Here is a 16,146-nt window from a genome sequence, read left to right as displayed (position 1 = left end):
CCAGGGTGCCTCCTTCAGGGCTGCCTACCTCTCCCTTAAATCCCGCTCCCCCGCGCTCCCCCTTTGACACCCGGCGCTTTGTCCGCCACACTCCGCGCCCTTTTACCTACTTGCATGTTTGAACTTCTGGCCACCGATCCCAACTCTTCCGCCCGGCGCGGACGGTTGACGACGCCTCATGGCGTGATCGAGACGCCCATTTTCATGCCTGTCGGCACCCAGGCCACGGTGAAGGCCGTGCATCCAGAAGAGCTGCGCTCCCTGAATGCCCAAATCATCCTGGGCAATACCTACCACCTGTGGGTACGGCCTGGGACGGAGATCATCGGCGCAGCGGGTGGTCTGCACAAATTCATGAACTGGGACCGCCCCATCCTCACGGACAGCGGCGGTTTCCAGGTCTTCTCCCTCGCCAAGCTGCGCAAGCTCAAGGAAGAAGGCTGCTACTTTAATAATCACGTGGATGGTAGCCCTATGTTTCTAGGGCCGGAAGTCGCCATGGAAATCCAGGCCACCCTGGGCAGCGACATCGCTATGCTTTTTGATGAATGCACGCCCTGGCCCTGCAAGCCTGAGGATGCCCGCAGCAGCATGGAGCTGACCCTGCGCTGGGCACGCCGCTGCCGCGATTGGATTGACCAGCACCAGCCGCAGACCGGCGGTGGCGCGCAGTTGCATTTTGGCATCGTTCAGGGCAGCACCTTCCAGGATCTGCGCGAGCGTTGTGCCCGGGAAATGGTGGCCATGGGCTTTAGCGGATACGCCATCGGCGGCCTCAGCGTGGGTGAGCCGGAAGAGGACATGATGCGCATCGCCGAGTGGACTTGCCCGCTGCTGCCGCAAAACCAAGCCCGTTACGCCATGGGCCTTGGCACCCCGCCGCAGATGGTGGAGCTGATCGCCCGTGGCATTGACATGTTCGACTGCGTGCTGCCCACCCGGCTCGCCCGAAATGGCACCGCTTTCACTCATGAAGGCACGCTGAACCTGCGGAACAACAAATTTGCCAAAGACTTCCGTCCTCTCGCTGAGGACACCCACCCCCTCTGCCAGGGCTTTTCCAGGGCCTACATCCGCCATCTCATCAATACCCAGGAGGTCTTGGGTTTGCGGTTGATTTCCCTGCACAATCTGCATTTCTACCTGTCCCTTGCCGCCAGGGCACGCTCAGCCATCGAACAAGGTTGCTTTGCTGACTTCCGCGAGGAAGTCGTCGCCCGTTACCAAACCCGTCCCGAAACCACCGATCCATGACCCCCATTTTCCTCCCTCTCCTCGCTCAGGCGGCACCGCCGGCCCAGAACAGCTCCACGACCTTCATCATGATGGCGTTGATGTTCGTGATGATGTACTTCGTGCTCATCCGCCCTCAGCGCATGAAGCAGAAGGAGCACGAAAAGCTCATCAGCAATGTCAAGGTCGGCGACCATGTCGTCCTCAATGGCGGCGAACACGGCATCATTACCAGCGTCAAGGATCGCACCGTGATGATCAAGGTGGCCGACAATGTGAAGATCGAATACGACCGTGGCGCGATTGCCTCCGTCAGCAAAAAATCCGACGTGGTCGAAGCCACCACCGCCTGATCCGTTCCGCCCAGCTTCCCGCCGTGCCCCTCTGGGCACTGAGCCCCTTTCCCTCTCTCCAATCAATCCACCATGGCCGCCATCTCAACCTTCCTCGTCGGAGCCTCCATCCTCCTGCTGCTCCTTTTTTACGTCGGCACGACGATGCACGACCGCAAGCGCAGGTATGGCTCCGTGCTGATCCTGCTCGCCACGGCCTTTGCCTTGTGGACGGTCAACAGCATGGGCATCAAGCTAGGCATTGACCTTCAGGGCGGCAGTGAATTCGTCGTGCGCCTGGAGCCCGGCAAGTCGGACGACGGCAGCCCCAAGCCCGTCACCCAGAGTTCCGTCCAGCAGGCCATCGCCATCCTGGAAAAACGCCTCAACTCCGAAGGCAACAAAGACCTCACCATGCAGCCACAGGGGGATGACCGCATCCTCATCCAGATGCCCGGGGTGAAGGCCGAAGAATTTGCCGACGTGCGTCAGAAGATCCAGCAGGTCGCCTTTCTGGAGTTCCGCATCGTCAAGCCCCAAAACGCCCCCGGCCAGCCACGCACTCCCGGCACCGAGGACCTGAAGTACAAAGTCCAGAAGGACGAGCAGGGCAAAGAGCTCCCAGAACGTGGCACCGAGACCGTGGGCAACCGCGCCGACATGGAAGGCAAGTATGTGAAGGAAGCTTTCGCAACGTATGACGCTGAAGGCTGGAAGGTCATCCTGAACTTCGACAGCACCGGTGCCAAGCTCTTCGACGAAGTCGCTGCCGTGAACCGTGGCCGCCAGTTGGCCATCATCGTGGATAAAGAAATCATCTCAGCCCCGACCCTTCAGACCGACCGCTTTGGCGGCACCGCTGTCATTAGCGGCCGTTTCAAGGAGCAGGAAGCCCGCACGCTGGCCAGCCTGCTGGAAAACCCCCTGGAAAACCCGATGACGATCCTGTCTGAAAGCGCCGTCTCCGCTTCTTACGGCCAGTCCTCCATCAATCAGGGCAAGTGGGTCGGCATCGCCGGCCTGGGCATCACCACGCTGTTCATGCTCTTCGTTTATCGCATGGCCGGCCTGATCGCCATCGTCGGTCTGGTGATCAACTTGGCCATCCTCTTCGGTGGCATGTCCCTCTTCGGGTTCACACTCACCATGCCCGGCATCGCTGGTATCGTCCTCACCATCGGCATGGCCGTGGATGCCAACGTGCTGATCTACGAACGTCTCCGTGAGGAACGCGAGGCAGGCAAGACCATCTCGGGTGCTCTGGAGTCCGCTTATGAGAAAGCCTTCTCCGCCATTGCTGACTCCAACATCACCACGCTGATCTCTGCGATCATCCTGTTCGTCATCGCCGGCGGTCTGGTGAAGGGCTTCGCGGTCACCCTGATGATCGGTCTCCTTTCCTCTATGGTCGGTGCCCTCATCGTCACCCGCGTGATCTTCATGTGGGTCATCGATAAAGGCCTGCTCAAGAGCATCTCCACCGTGAAGCTTTTCCCAGATGGCGTCTTCGACATCCTGGCCAAGGCCAAGGGTTTCATCATCGCTTCCCTGGTGGTCACGGCCATCTCCTTCGCTACCCTGGCTGTGAAGGGCAAGGCCAGCCTGGGCATTGATTTCCGTGGCGGTGGTCTCACCCACGTCGAACTGAAGGCCGGCAAAGCCATCACCGACAGCGAGCTGAGCACCGTCCTCAAAGACCTGAAGCTGCCCGATGGCAAAGACATCGGCAGCTACTACATCCAGCGCAAGGGCAACGCCACGGGTGGTGATGTCATCGCCATCCGCAGTGAATTCGAGGCCGGTCCCGTCATTGAACAGGCCGTGAAGGCCAAGTTTGCCGACCAGGTGGAAGGCACCCAGGGCAGCCGCGTGGGTGCCGTCATCGGGGATGAAGCCGCCAAGACTTCCATCATCGCGCTGATCGTCGCGCTTATCGCCATCTTCGTTTACCTGATGTTCCGCTTTGAGTTCGCCTTCGCCCTGGGTGCCATCGTGGCCCTGGCGCATGACGTGCTCATGGTACCCGGCCTTTGTGTCCTCTTCGGCCAGGAACTCAGCCTCATCCACGTGGGTGCCATGCTGACCATCGCCGGTTACTCCATCAACGACACCATCGTGGTCTTCGACCGTATCCGTGAAAACATCCAGAAGGGTGTCGGCGGCAGCACCCGCGAGCTGATGAACGACGCCATCTGCAAGACCCTCAGCCGTACCCTCCTCACGGGTCCGACCGCCTTGGCTCCGATGGTCGTCCTCCTGTTCCTGGGCAATCCAGCCATGCTCGAGTTCGCCGTGCCGATCACCATCGGTGTGCTTCTCGGTACCTACTCCTCCATCTTCATCGCTAGCCCGCTTGTGCTGTGGTATGCGAAAAAGACTGGCACCAGCCTCAAGCGCCAGGTTCTGGACGCGCAGATCGAAGCTGAAAAAGCCCAGGCCGCCATCGCCGCAGCCAAGGCCCAGGCTTAATCTGCCGGAGAATCCTTCCACGGGTGAGGTCGCAAGACCTCACCCGTTTTTTATGCCCCACCGTCCCGGACAGGACCTCTTCTCATGAAGAGTTGCGGACTTGAGTTGATGAACCCGATTCTCTGTGTCTAGTATTGAAGATGCATGAGACTGACATTGGGATCACCGGATTGTCTGCCTGTGATCTCCCTGTTCCTCGTCATCAATCTTGCCTGACTGAATGAAGCTCTTTGGAACATTTCCCCCTTCTGTTCCCGGCTAGTTGGCCACTTGGGGCTTTCATCATCAGGTCTCCGGCCGCTCCGGAGAATCCAATGTCCGAACATAAAACGTCAAACAATTGGTCTCTGGCCCTCGTGGCCCTGGGAGTCGTGTACGGGGATATTGGCACCAGCCCGCTCTATGCGTTGAGGGAGTGTCTGGACCATGCAGGTTACGACCCTACGGTGCATGGTGTAGAGATGGTCTATGGACCGATCTCGCTCATGTTCTGGTCCCTCACCATCATGGTGGCGGTGAAGTATCTGAGCATGCTGAGTTATGCAACGGCCCAGGGAGAAGGAGGGGTGTTCGCCCTGCTATCGCTGCTCCGGTCAAAGAAAGAGGCACTGTCACCCAAAAGCGCGGTGGTCGTGCTCATGGTCGTGCTTTTCGGGGCTTCGCTGCTTTACGGTGACGGCATGATCACTCCGGCCATCTCAGTGCTCTCTGCTGTGGAAGGTTTGAAGCAGATCAATCCCGGGTTTGTGCATTGGGTTGTTCCTATCGCCGTCACCATTTTGATGGGCCTTTTTGTCGTTCAGAAGCACGGCACCGACAAGATCGGCGTGGCTTTCGGACCTATCATGATTGTCTGGTTCATCGCATTAGGAGGCCTGGGCCTCTATCGGTTTCTTGAACATCCAGATGTGATCCAGGCACTGTCTCCTCACTGGGGTGTGATGTACCTCGTCCACCATGGCTACCACGGTATTGTCATTATGGGTATGGTGCTGCTGGCAGTGACGGGCTGTGAAGCTCTGTATGCCGATATCGGTCACTTTGGTCACAAGCCACTTCAGCAATCCTGGTTTATTTTGGTGTGGCCAGCGCTGACTTTGAATTATCTGGGACAAGGGGCCTTAGTCGTCAGTAATCCCGCTGCAATGGAACATCCCTTTTTCAATCTGGTGCCCGAGAGCCTGCTGGTGCCGATGATTATCCTGGCCACTGCCGCCACCATCATTGCCTCCCAGGCTATGATCACCGGGGTGTTTTCCCTCACCCAGCAGGCTGTGCAGCTCGGTTACCTGCCGCGCCTGAAGATCGTCCACACCAACCCGGATGTGCGCGGCCAGATTTACATGCCGCAGGTGAATTTCCTCCTCATGGTGGCCTGCATCGCCCTGGTCATCGGATTCAAGACCTCCAGTGCGCTGGCCTCGGCTTACGGCCTTTCTGTTTCCCTGGGAATGCTGCTGACGAGCATCCTGTTCTACTTTGTGGCAAGGCGCATCTGGGACTGGCCCTTCTTGAAGGCCTTCATTCCGGTGCTCATTTTCATGATCATTGAGTTTGGTTATGTTGCCGGAAGCCTCGTGAAGTTCATGCAGGGAGCTTGGTTCCCGCTCGTCGTTGCGGCGGGCATCTGGATCATCATGAAGACTTGGATGGATGGCCGAGCCGTGCTTTTCCAGGCCATGCAGCGCGGGCGGCTGCCCGTCCAGCACCTGGTGGATGAGATTCAAAAGGACCGCATCATCCGCGTTCCCGGTACCGCTGTCTTCATGTCCGCCAGTGCAGATGGCCTGCCGCTTGCCCTGCTGCACCATCTCAAGCATAACAAGGCACTGCATAAACAGGTGGTGCTCCTGACCGTTAAATTTGAAGATGTGCCACACATTCGCGACCAGACCCGGCACCAGATTGAGCAGCATTGCGACGAGTTTTACCGCGTGGTGCTGCGCTATGGCTTTGCCGAGTCACCGCAGGTGTTTGATGACCTCTGCCAGGCCCTCAGCGAGAAGACCAAACTGAAGCGCGCAGGCATCACCTTTTACCAGAGCCGCGAGATCCTGCTGACCAACGGGCCGGGCAAAATGGCCCGCTGGCGGAAGCGCCTCTTTGTCACCCTCAGCCGCTTGTCACGCCCAGCGACGGGTTACTTTGACCTTCCGCCACGCCAGGTCTGCGAACTGGGTATCCAGCTCGAAGTGTAACAGCAGCTCTCTTTCCCCCCGTCTGATATGTCCGAAAAAGAGCTGCTCGAAAAGCTTCAGAAGATCGAGCGCCTGCACTCGGGTGCCGCCACGGCTGGTGAAAAGGAGGCTGCTGCGGATGCCATGGAGCGCATCCGCAGACGCTTGCGCGAGGCCAGCCGCAAGGAGGCGGCCATCGAGTACAAATTCACCCTCACGGACGACTGGTCGAAGAAGCTCTTCATCGCCCTGCTGCGCCGTTACTCCCTGAAGCCGTACCGCTACGCGCGCCAAAGGCGCACCACCGTGATGGTGAGGGTGCCGCCCACCTTTGTGGATGAAACGCTATGGCCGGAATTCCTGGAGCTCAGCTCCGTCTTGAAAAACTATCTGGACGACATTACGGCCAGAGTCATCCACCGCTCCATCCATGAGGATGATGCGGATGCGGACATACTGGAGTCGGAGTGGTTGGCTTGATCTGAATCCTTGCCTTGCTCAGTAAATGAACGTGAATGCGGTTTTGTATTTCCAAACGGCGAATCTAAAGCTTTTCTGGATACATCCCCCCACCTGTCAGTCATGCGTCAAAAAACATCGGACCTTCGTCAGCTCTTTGCATCCACTGTCCTGAGTGTTCGTCGCGGGAGTGCCACCTCGCGCACCACATTGGCCCGCACGCTGGGGCTCTCCGCCTCCACCGTCGGGCTGTATGTGGATCAGCTTATTTCTACCGGTCATCTCAGTGAGTCCGGGCTGGAGCATGGTTCCATGGGTCGGCCAAAGCGGCGGCTGATGGTCCGGCGAGACACTGGTTGGTTTGCCGGGGTGGAGTTCAACGCAAACCGCGTGCAGGTCACCGGCCTGGATTTTTCCGGCCAGATCCTTTTAGGGGAAAGGGTCCACTTGCAGGCCAACCCTTCTGCCGCCGAAGTGGAGGCGATCATCCTCCTGGCTTTGGGCGAGTTGCAGCGGCAGCAGTCCACGCCTTTGCTGGGCATTGGCGTCGGGGCTCCAGGCTTGGTGAATTCAGCCGAGGGCATCTCCCTCCGCTATGCCTTTGTGCGTGGCTGGGAAAATGTGCCGCTGAAGCGTCTGCTGGAGGACCGGTTCAAGGTGCCCGTCCATGTGGAAAACAACCTGCGCTCCATTGCCCTGGCCGAACGGTGGTTTGGCGAACATCGGGACGAGACAGACTATGTCATTGTGGGGCCGCGCAGCGGCTTTGCCATCGCCAGCGTGCAGGCCGGGGAGCTAGTGCAAGGGGCTCACCATGCCTCCGGGGAGATCGGCTTATGGCCCTGGCCCCTCGGAGGGGAAGGTCCCCGCCGGGAGCTGCACCACTGGCTGAGTGCGCCGATGAGCTACCGGCGGCTGGCGGGACTGGGAGAAACGGCCCCGGTGCCTGAAGACTTGCACACGGCCATGGCCAGCCTGGCCCACGACCCAAGCACCCAATGGGATGTGGTGGTGGCAGACTACGCCCGGGTGCTGGGCTGTGTGCAACTGCTGCTGGATCCCAAGATCTGCCTGCTGCATGGCCCGATGACGGCCCTGGGTGACCGCTTTTGCGAAGCGGTGATGGAGGCGTCGCTCCATGTGGCCCCGGCTTTGCGAGATGTGCCGCTGAAGCTGGTGTGCTCACGCCTGGGGGATGATGCCGGTGCGCTCGGGGCGGCCAGCCAGGCGATGGAGACATGGCTGCCAGCCCTCTGAGGTCGGCTTACTTGCCCAGCAGTCCGCCGCCGATTCCCTCCAGCAGCTTGACCCCGGTTTCCACGGCCTTGCCGGTCGCGTCGGTGGCCCCGCGGATCACTTCGTTGGGCAGTGCCCCGGCATCCTTGCCCAGCACGGGTGTCAGTAGCAGTTGGCTGCCTTGGTTGACGACCTGGCCGGGGGCATCCAGCAGCACCTTGCCCGCGCCTGCTGCCAGGCGTGCGCTCAGGTCCTCACGTGGGGCCTGCATCGTGCCAGTGATGCGCAGGGTCGTCCACAGCATGCCCGCCGGGCCGGTGGGGTGGGTGGCGGTGAAAACATGCTGCTGGGCACCGGGGATCCACTTGAGGGTTTCCGGGGTCACGCCTAACAAGAAGTTACCCTCGATTTGCCCGCCCTGCACGGTCAGGCGGCCGTCCAGGTGCAGCAGTCCATTGGACTGGACGATGATCTTTTCAAAGATGCGGCGTTCGCCTTCGACGGTGATGTCGGAACTGGCGACATCCAGCACCAGGCGTTTGAAGCGCTCCACCCCCGTGTAGCTGGCGAGCTGGTCGAGCACGGGCAGGGCGGTCAGCACCCCGTCGCGCAGATGCAGACGGCCCTTGACCAATGGCGCAGCGGTGCGGCTGCCGGTGGCGGTAAGATCCCCCTCCAGACGGCCGCTGAGGCGGACGCGCCAGTCCTCATTTAGGCATTCGTTCAATGGGATGCCCTGGAGATGGGTGGACAGCTCCCAGGTGCCCTGCCGGGGCTGCAGATGACCACGGGCGGTGATTTCGCCCGCATCTAGCCACTTCAGGGTGGCTTCTTTCAGGTGCAGGTCCTCGCGGCTGAGACGGACGGAGGCACGCGTCAGGTTCAGCGTCATCGGCACCAGTTGGGCAGGCAGCAGGATGGGGGTTTCGACGAAGCCTCCCTCCACCACCGCCTGGAGGGAGGTTTCTCCCTGTTGCCAAGTGGCGATGCGCACGCGGCTGTCCTTCAGATTCCACGGCCCGGGGTGCAGGCAGGAAAAACGCGCGACTTGCAGACCGTCCACCTCCGTTTTGTCCGGCAGGTAGCGGCGCAGCCAAGTGGGAATGGCAGGACCTGCGGAGAGGGGCGTTGGCGGCGTCGCTTCTTGAGAGTCGGCCAGGGGTGGGATGGGCTGGGCCGTGCGTTCCAGGGTGATGCTGTCCACTCCTGCGCCGACGGTGCGCCATCGGCCCTGGCGGAAGGCATTCCAGTCAAGCGTCAGGTGCAGGCCGTCCAGCCGTGCCTGCCAGCCATTGGCGGTGCTGGCGGCTGCTTCGGCACTGGTCACCTCATCACCAGTCCAGCGCAGCGGGGCGAGGGTGGCCTGCCCCTGCATCTGAGTGCCGAAAAGTTGCTCCATCTGGCCGCGAAAGGCCTCCTCCTGCAGGTAACCGCGCACCCAGTTCATCACTAGCATGGGCATCAGCAGCACCAGGACGATGACGGCGATGGCCACGGCGGCCAGGGCCAGCAGCCAGCGCGGACTTTTGCCGGAACGACGACGGGAACGGGTGCTCATAGGTCCAGCATAACTGGCAAGGCGAACAAAGAACGCAAAAAAATGCGTAGGGCACTGCGCTTTATCTTGCCATGCCGATCCGCTTTAACGGTATAACAACCGTTTATGCTCGAAGCTTTCAATGTCGGTCTTGAAGTGGACGCGCCTCCCGGCTCGGAGCAGGAGAGTGTGCACCTGCTGCGGGAAGTGAGCCTGCGCGTCCCCCAGGGCCATCTGATGGCCATCGTGGGCCCTTCGGGCTGCGGCAAGACCACGCTGCTGAAAGTCATCGCGGGCATCCAGGAACAGACGGAAGGGGACCTCAAGTGGGAGGATCGCGATCTGAAGGAAGAGGAGGATCTGCACCCCGGCGAGCTGGGCTACGTGCCCCAGTTCAGCGTGGCGCATGATTTGCTGACTGTGGAGGAATGCATCGCCAGCAGCATGGCCCTGCGCACGCAACTGCCTGGCACCGACGACTTCGAACCCAAGCTGGACCACATCCTCAACGTCACCGGTCTGGCTGATCTGGCCGAGCGCCGAGTGAAGGTGCTGTCGGGCGGGCAAAAGCGCCGACTCGGATTGGCACTGGAATTAGTGACCAATCCCTGCCTGCTGCTGTGTGATGAAGTGACCAGTGGCCTGGACCCGAAGTCCGAGACGGAGATCACCGAACTGCTGCGGGTGCTGGCCCGGGAAAACAAGCGCCGGGTGGTCATCAATGTCACCCACAGTCTCGCCAGTCTGGAGGCCTTCGACAGCGTGCTCGTCATGTATCAGGGACGGTTGGTATATCACGGAGCTCCCAAGCTGCTGACACACTACTTCACTGTCGAGCATGCCGAAGAGGTCTATCTTCGCCTCACGCAGCGGGATGCTCAGGAATGGCACGAGTCCTGGACCAAGAAGCGCAGCTACTACGAGGCGATGCTGTTTGAGTCAAAACCGGCGGCTGAAGAGGCTGCGCAGGCAGAGACCGACCCCGATGCCCCGCACCCTCTGGCACCGGAAGAGCTGCCCAGCATGATGAGCCAGGTCTTCACCCTGCTGCATCGGCGCTGGACCATCTTTCGCCGCGACCGGGGTCAAGTGGGCCTGCATCTGGCCATGCTCATCGGCTTTCCGCTGCTGGTGGTCATCTTTGCGCTGGATGGTATCAAGCCGCTGAAGCAGCTCAACCAGCGCCAGGAGACAGACATCGTCTATGAGATGCAGCGGCAGGCGCAGCATCAGTTCGATCAATTGCAGGCCGGCGGCATCGTTAGCGGGCTCATCATGCTGCAGGTCGTACTGGTCACGCTCATGGCTAGCAACAATGCCGCGCGAGAAATTGCGGGTGAACGGCTCATTTTGGAACGCGAGAAGTTAGGCGGCCTCAGCACCCTGGCCTACCTCATCAGCAAGGTGCTTTTCCTCGGCGTCTTTGTCCTCGCGCAGAGTGTGTGGATGGGGGTGTTTGTGGACATGGTGGTAGGCGGGCTGCCCGGAGATCTGATGGTGAAGCTCATGCTCCTGGTGCTGGCATCTGCGGCGATGACGAGCATCTGCCTGGGCATCAGTGCCCTGAGCCGGACTCCAGAAAAGGCCACCATCCTCAGCATCTATCTCGTCGGTTTCCAACTGCCCCTTTCCGGGGCGGTGTTGACGCTGCCCGATTGGCTGGAGGGGGCTGTAAACCCCTTCATCGCTGCTTTCTGGGCTTGGTCCGGCAGCCTGCGCAGCATGAGCGACACCGCCTTTTACGACGCGGTGAAAAAGGTCACCGATACCTCCCTCGTCTCCCCTGAACTCGCCGCTTTCGTGCTCCTCGCCCACGTCGTCATCGGCCTCAGCATGACCTACGTGGGCAGCAAGGGCAGCCAGTGGGAGTGAGGGGGACCCAAGTGTCAGGTCAAATCCTGCATGGATATCTGGTGGAAAAACGCTGCGAGCCACTTAAATTCAACAATGAAGCCGTTTGAGGAAATCGTGAAATTCATCGCTGAGGCTGTAGGTGCGGATAAGCTGAATGCCTTCCGCCCCTCTGCCGCATCTGAAAAGCGCGTCGCTATCCTGCTGGCTAAACAAAAGGAGGGCACTCTTCGCCCGAAAGAGCGCGACGAACTTCAAACGTTTGTGCAACTTGATCATGTCATGAGCCTGGCCAAAGCACGTGCGAAAGTTCGTGGTCGTCTCTCCGTTTCATGAGCCATGACATCTCGGCCCGGCTGCGTCGTCTTGTCGTAGAGCGTGCTTCTGGACTTTGCGAATACTGTCTGATCCATCAAGACGACGCTCATTTTTCCTTTCAGTTAGACCATATCATCAGTGGAAAACACCGAGGTCCCTCCACTGCGTCGAATCTCTCACTCGCCTGTCTTCGCTGTAATGTTGCCAAGGGTACAGATGTTGGAGCGTTTGCGGTCGTCCACGTCAGCTAGTGCGTCTGTATCATCCACGGCAGGACCATTGGTCCGAGCATTTTCGTTTGAATGGGGCACAAATCATCCCGCTCACCGAAATTGGCGAGGCAACGCTTCAATTGCTTGATCTCAATGGTAGCGACCGGTTGCTATTGCGCCGTGCACTGGTCAAAGCGGCCCGCTATCCATGCGTAGAAGCCTTGGCTTATCTGCGAGAATAAAATGGAGGCGTCTCACTCCACCTTCAGCACGCCGTTCATGACCATCCAGTGGCCGGGGAAGGTGCAGAGGTAGGGGTAATCGCCTTTTTCTTTGGGGGCTTCGAAATGGATGGTGAACTGCTCTTTCGGGTTCGTCATGTCGGTATAGACGAGGACGTCCTGAGAGTCGGGCACGTAGTGTTTGGCGAGGCCCTTGGGGTCGGTGATCATGAGGTTCACCTGATCGCCCAGCTTTTGCAAAGAGCCAGGTTTGGCGAGCAACCAGTTGTGCGGAACCACATCGGGATTTTTGAAGGTGAGGGTGAGCTTTTCACCGGCTTTGGCGGTGAGCTGCTTTTGCACGTATTGCAGACCTAGAGCGGCATCCACGATGATTTCGCGGCCCGGTTCGCCTTTGGCCCAGGGGTTGAGTTTGGCTTTGGTTTTCGCAGTGCCTTTCACCGGAGTTGTCCAGGTCTTGGCGATCTTTTGATAGCCCGAAAAATTAGTGAAGGCGGGGGCCAGGGCATGGGCAGTGAGGAAGACATCGTGAGCACGTTCGCCACTAACGCCGACGCGCAGATGTACCATGCTGGCGGGGACGAGCTGGGGGATCTCAAGGAACAAGGTCTTGCCGCCTTCCAGCACCTGGGCGCTGCGCACTTCCAGGGGATCATGCCCCACCGTGTCGGCATAACGAACGGACATCTCGGGCGAGCCATAAGCGGCGCTGTAATTGTAGTTCCAGCATTGAGCAAAGTGATTGCTGGCCTTCGCTGCGGCGGTGGCATCCACCGCCCGGTCAAAGCGAATCAGCACCCCATTGTCGCGGGCTTCAAAGCCAATCGGCACCGCAACCTTGCCACCGGTATAACGTACTCTTTGGAAACAACCGTCCTTCGGTGTGTAGCTACCCCAGCCCTGCATGCCCGTGACGTAAAGCTGGCCGTCCTGGGAACGGAAACGCCCGGTCTGGGAGCCGGAATCAAAGCTGCCGGCGATGCGGACGGCAGCCCCCTGCCAGCGGCCCTGAACCTGCTGGCGCATGACCAGCCAGCCGGTGCCTGTGCCCGGGGAAAAGTGGGCAAAGTTGCCTTCTCCCTTGAGCGCCGACCAAGGCTGCCCCGTGATGAAACACTGGCCGCCGGAGGAGTTGTCCTCCCCACGCGGCAGATACATCAAAGGCGGCTCCGGAGGCTGGCCATTTTTAGGCCCTCCAGCGCCGAAATGGGCACCTTCATTCTTGCCCAACTCCACCTGGCAGATGGAAGAAGCGGGAGTCCAGTCCCCCTCCTGCACACTGGTGGTGATGAAACGACCATCGGTTGAAAGTCCGATGCCATTGGGGTTGCGGAAGCCCGTCGCCAGCACGTTCACCTCCGCATCGGCCATGCGAATGATGCCCTGATTGCCCGAGGCGGTGATGAAACGACCTTCGGCATCGGTTTCCAGCCCGGTGATGTAATCATGACCGCCGGGAGAAGTCTCCTGGGCATTCGTCATGCACTCATAAAAATCGGCCTCATCATCGCCATTGAGGTCATGCAGGCGGGTGATCTGGTCACGGCCTAACACATAAAGTTTGTCATTGACGATCTTCACTCCCAGGGGCTGGTGCAGGCCGGTGGCGTAGCGTTTCCAGCGCAGCTTTTCCAGCTTCTCATCAATGCCGCGCACCAGCCAGACCTCACCCGTCATCGTACTGATCGCTGCTGTGCCGTCTTTGAAAAAGTCATGGCCACTGATGAAGAAGAGGGTGCCATAGGGATTATCAAAAGGGATTGTGAGAGTGTCCGTGGTGAAGGGTTCACCTTGACCGATGACGCCCTTGGTTTCGATCCATTGCGGCCACTGGGCTGGACCGCCCTTCAGACAATTCTGAACCAGCTTGTCGTTAGGTTGGCCCACGCCTTCCTGGCCCAGGGTGAAATAGGACTTCTTCTTGTCGCCTGTTTGTTCCGCCACAAAAACCACCTGCGGGCCATGGCGATAAAATCCGCGATACTTTTGGTTGGCGGGTTTGGAGCGCTCGGCATTTTTGGTGATTGCTTTCCCATCCATCACACCGCCGCCCATGAAGCCATGGCGGGCATCACTGAGCTTGATGAAACCCCCGCTCCAGACCACGGGGAATGAGAGCGTTTCTGGATCAAAGACCGCCGATTTGTCTCCCAGCCGCACGCAGACGCCTTTGTTCACGGTGACACCCGCGCCCTTGAAAACGGTGCTGAAGACGGAGCCCAGATCTGAGGTGGCAAAGCGGCCATCCTTCCAGGTGACGGCATCGTTTTGATTCCCCCAGTGGCCCTGCTGGCCGCCATCCAGGCCAGGGAAGCCGGGCAGGAGATCTGGCAGCGGTTTGCCCATGAACTGCACGGCCTGCTTGGCGTAATAATCGAAAACACGCTCGCGGTTTACTTCGGCCTGCCAATGGGCGTAGTCGTCTTCGCGCAGGGGTTTGCGGTCAGGTTTGAATTCGGCAGGAGCCGGGGCCATGGCGATGCCTGCTAGGAGGCTATCTAGATCATCGAAGCTCCAGAGACCGAGGGTGTTGTCCATGCGCTGGCGCGGGTGGTCACCCTTACGCGGTTTCATGGGGCCACGGGAAAGTCGGGCATCGTCCAGCACACCAGCACAACCGACACCACCTTCAACGAGATCGCCAAAGGACAAGTCTCCCGGCTTAGAACTGCCCTGGAGCGGTGGCACGTCTTTCTCCAGCACCAGTTTGCCGTCCACATACAGCATCACTTTATCCGTCCCTATGCTGGCAATGAGGTCATGCCATTGGCCATCGCAGATGTTGACCTTCGTTTGATATTCGCCGCCGCGTCCTGGCAGATACAGGCTGAAAACGCCGCTGTCCTTGTAGCTGTAGATTTCCCAGTGGGTGGCGGAGCTCTTGGGGTCAGAGGCAACGAGGATGTTGAAGCTCTTGGCGCTGTTCAACTTGGCCCGGCACTCAATGCTGAGGGGTAGGGTGCGGTAGGCTTCCTGGCCTTCGATGCGCAGGCTGCCTTTCAATGCTTGGCCAAATTCAGGGCTTAGCGAAGGTACACTCTGGCCCATCATCACGAACTTGGTCTGGATCTCCGGGGCCTTCGCGGCAGTCATTTTCCAGGTGCGATACTTGGGCTTTTCACCCGCTGCTTTGCCTTCGATCTGAGGCAGCAGCCAGGCGAGGCCATCCAGGTTATCCAGCAGGCGGCCTTCAGCATCTTCGTTGGTGTGATTGAGGATGCCAATGACACCCTTGTAACCACTGGCGGCGATGATCTTCAGAACGCGCACGTCTTCGGTGCCAATGCCCAGGGGCAGGATCTTGCGGCCCTTCGCATCGCCCGCCACATCCATGCCATTGAGGTTCAGGCAGAGCAGGTGCGGCAGCATCTGGGGCAGCACTTTTTCCAGTCGGTCCAGGTGGCCGTGACCGTGATGTAGGTTGTAAACCATCCCCGCGTTGCTGAGACCCTGGGCCTTGAGCGCCTCGACGATGGCGATGGCGTTTTCAGGCTCGCCGTACCAGTTGCCGTGATTGTAGAGTGCGACCTGGCAGCCCAGGGGTGCTGCGGCTTCGCAGATGGGTTTCAGTCGTGCCACCTCTCTGGCGATGCGGGCCTGCTGATCGGCGGCGTCCTTCACTTCGATGGGGCCGCCGTTGCCATTGACCCAGAGCTGGGGTTTCACGCCGTGGCGTTTGAAAAGCTCCAGGGTCTTTTTCGCTTCCTCATTGTACGAGGTGGGGAACCACCAGCCGAAGAGCTCGACGTTATGCATTTTGAGGGCGGTTAGTTCCTCATCCCACTGCGGGATGTGCTCGGCACGATAATCATAGACGAATTTTTTGACGCCCATCTTTTCCAGCATGGCGGCACGTGCTTCAGGCCCTCGTTTCCCGGCATCAAAGGGGACGATGCACCAAGCGGCGAGGTTGCTGCGGTCAAACAAAGGCGCGGCATGGCCCAAATTGATGAGGCAGGTAAGGAGCAGAAAAATACGGAAGAACATCACAGGAAGGATTTAGCGTATCTCAGAGACCGTCTCTTTCAGCAAGGAGGAACAAGGGGGGACGAAGGCAGCGAAAAGAAAAGACAGTTTTCT

11 protein-coding genes are annotated in these 16,146 nt (G+C 59.6%); 9 read left to right on the top strand and 2 right to left on the bottom strand.

From position 1 onward, the window contains the following. Positions 1 to 114: 114 nt before the first annotated feature. From tgt to ABEB25_RS06415, 6 genes are all read left to right on the top strand, one after another. Positions 115 to 1,254 (top strand): tRNA guanosine(34) transglycosylase Tgt, encoded by a 1,140-nt coding sequence (tgt, locus tag ABEB25_RS06440; protein ID WP_345735563.1) that lies wholly within the window; start codon positions 115 to 117, stop codon positions 1,252 to 1,254. Further along, positions 1,251 to 1,586, top strand: coding sequence for a preprotein translocase subunit YajC (gene yajC, locus ABEB25_RS06435; protein WP_345735562.1), 336 nt, complete (start codon positions 1,251 to 1,253; stop codon positions 1,584 to 1,586). The genes tgt and yajC overlap by 4 nt, the downstream gene beginning before the upstream one ends. A 72-nt stretch (positions 1,587 to 1,658) precedes the next feature. After that, a complete protein-coding gene (gene secD / locus ABEB25_RS06430) occupies positions 1,659 to 4,034 on the top strand; it encodes a protein translocase subunit SecD (protein ID WP_345735561.1) in 2,376 nt (791 codons plus the stop codon). Positions 4,035 to 4,348: 314 nt separating this feature from the next. Beyond that, positions 4,349 to 6,232 carry a potassium transporter Kup gene (locus ABEB25_RS06425; RefSeq protein WP_345735560.1) on the top strand — a complete coding sequence of 628 codons (1,884 nt, stop codon included), beginning with the start codon at positions 4,349 to 4,351 and terminating at the stop codon, positions 6,230 to 6,232. Between the two features lie 27 nt (positions 6,233 to 6,259). Next, a complete protein-coding gene (locus ABEB25_RS06420) occupies positions 6,260 to 6,691 on the top strand; it encodes a hypothetical protein (protein WP_345735559.1) in 432 nt (143 codons plus the stop codon). Positions 6,692 to 6,793: 102 nt separating this feature from the next. After that, positions 6,794 to 7,927 (top strand): ROK family protein, encoded by a 1,134-nt coding sequence (locus tag ABEB25_RS06415; RefSeq protein WP_345735558.1) that lies wholly within the window; start codon positions 6,794 to 6,796, stop codon positions 7,925 to 7,927. Positions 7,928 to 7,934: 7 nt separating this feature from the next. On the opposite strand, the gene ABEB25_RS06410 is transcribed toward ABEB25_RS06415, so the two are convergent. After that, entirely contained in the window at positions 7,935 to 9,464 is a 1,530-nt protein-coding gene (locus tag ABEB25_RS06410) for a translocation/assembly module TamB domain-containing protein (protein WP_345735557.1), read from the bottom strand. A gap of 105 nt (positions 9,465 to 9,569) precedes the next feature. Here ABEB25_RS06410 and ABEB25_RS06405 point away from each other — a divergent pair, with 105 nt between their 5' ends. The 3 genes from ABEB25_RS06405 to ABEB25_RS06395 are packed head-to-tail and all read left to right on the top strand — an operon-like array spanning position 9,570 to position 11,863. Next, positions 9,570 to 11,315: an ATP-binding cassette domain-containing protein gene (locus ABEB25_RS06405; RefSeq protein WP_345735556.1), complete on the top strand. Its 1,746-nt coding sequence runs from the start codon at positions 9,570 to 9,572 to the stop codon at positions 11,313 to 11,315. Between the two features lie 30 nt (positions 11,316 to 11,345). Next, positions 11,346 to 11,630, top strand: coding sequence for a hypothetical protein (locus ABEB25_RS06400; RefSeq protein WP_345735555.1), 285 nt, complete (start codon positions 11,346 to 11,348; stop codon positions 11,628 to 11,630). Continuing rightward, on the top strand, positions 11,627 to 11,863 hold the full coding sequence (locus tag ABEB25_RS06395; protein WP_345735554.1) for an HNH endonuclease: 237 nt from the start codon (positions 11,627 to 11,629) through the stop codon (positions 11,861 to 11,863). The genes ABEB25_RS06400 and ABEB25_RS06395 overlap by 4 nt, the downstream gene beginning before the upstream one ends. 215 nt (positions 11,864 to 12,078) lie before the next feature. Here the strand turns inward: ABEB25_RS06395 and ABEB25_RS06390 are convergent, their stop codons facing one another. Then, a complete protein-coding gene (locus tag ABEB25_RS06390; protein WP_345735553.1) occupies positions 12,079 to 16,053 on the bottom strand; it encodes a plastocyanin/azurin family copper-binding protein in 3,975 nt (1,324 codons plus the stop codon). Positions 16,054 to 16,146: the final 93 nt, after the last annotated feature.

The organism is Prosthecobacter algae (genome assembly GCF_039542385.1).
Lineage (GTDB): Bacteria > Verrucomicrobiota > Verrucomicrobiia > Verrucomicrobiales > Verrucomicrobiaceae > Prosthecobacter > Prosthecobacter algae.
This window is presented reverse-complemented; position numbering and strand designations above follow the sequence as displayed.

Excerpts from the sequence above, each read along its gene's own strand:
- ABEB25_RS06400 (WP_345735555.1), top strand. The coding sequence starts at position 11,346 with ATGGATATCTGGTGGAAAAACGCTGCGAGCCACTTAAATTCAACAATG.
- tgt (WP_345735563.1), top strand. The coding sequence starts at position 115 with ATGTTTGAACTTCTGGCCACCGATCCCAACTCTTCCGCCCGGCGCGGA.
- ABEB25_RS06420 (WP_345735559.1), top strand. The coding sequence starts at position 6,260 with ATGTCCGAAAAAGAGCTGCTCGAAAAGCTTCAGAAGATCGAGCGCCTG.
- secD (WP_345735561.1), top strand. The coding sequence starts at position 1,659 with ATGGCCGCCATCTCAACCTTCCTCGTCGGAGCCTCCATCCTCCTGCTG.
- ABEB25_RS06415 (WP_345735558.1), top strand. The coding sequence starts at position 6,794 with ATGCGTCAAAAAACATCGGACCTTCGTCAGCTCTTTGCATCCACTGTC.
- ABEB25_RS06425 (WP_345735560.1), top strand. The coding sequence starts at position 4,349 with ATGTCCGAACATAAAACGTCAAACAATTGGTCTCTGGCCCTCGTGGCC.
- ABEB25_RS06390 (WP_345735553.1), bottom strand. The coding sequence starts at position 16,053 with ATGTTCTTCCGTATTTTTCTGCTCCTTACCTGCCTCATCAATTTGGGC.
- ABEB25_RS06405 (WP_345735556.1), top strand. The coding sequence starts at position 9,570 with ATGCTCGAAGCTTTCAATGTCGGTCTTGAAGTGGACGCGCCTCCCGGC.
- ABEB25_RS06395 (WP_345735554.1), top strand. The coding sequence starts at position 11,627 with ATGAGCCATGACATCTCGGCCCGGCTGCGTCGTCTTGTCGTAGAGCGT.
- yajC (WP_345735562.1), top strand. The coding sequence starts at position 1,251 with ATGACCCCCATTTTCCTCCCTCTCCTCGCTCAGGCGGCACCGCCGGCC.
- ABEB25_RS06410 (WP_345735557.1), bottom strand. The coding sequence starts at position 9,464 with ATGAGCACCCGTTCCCGTCGTCGTTCCGGCAAAAGTCCGCGCTGGCTG.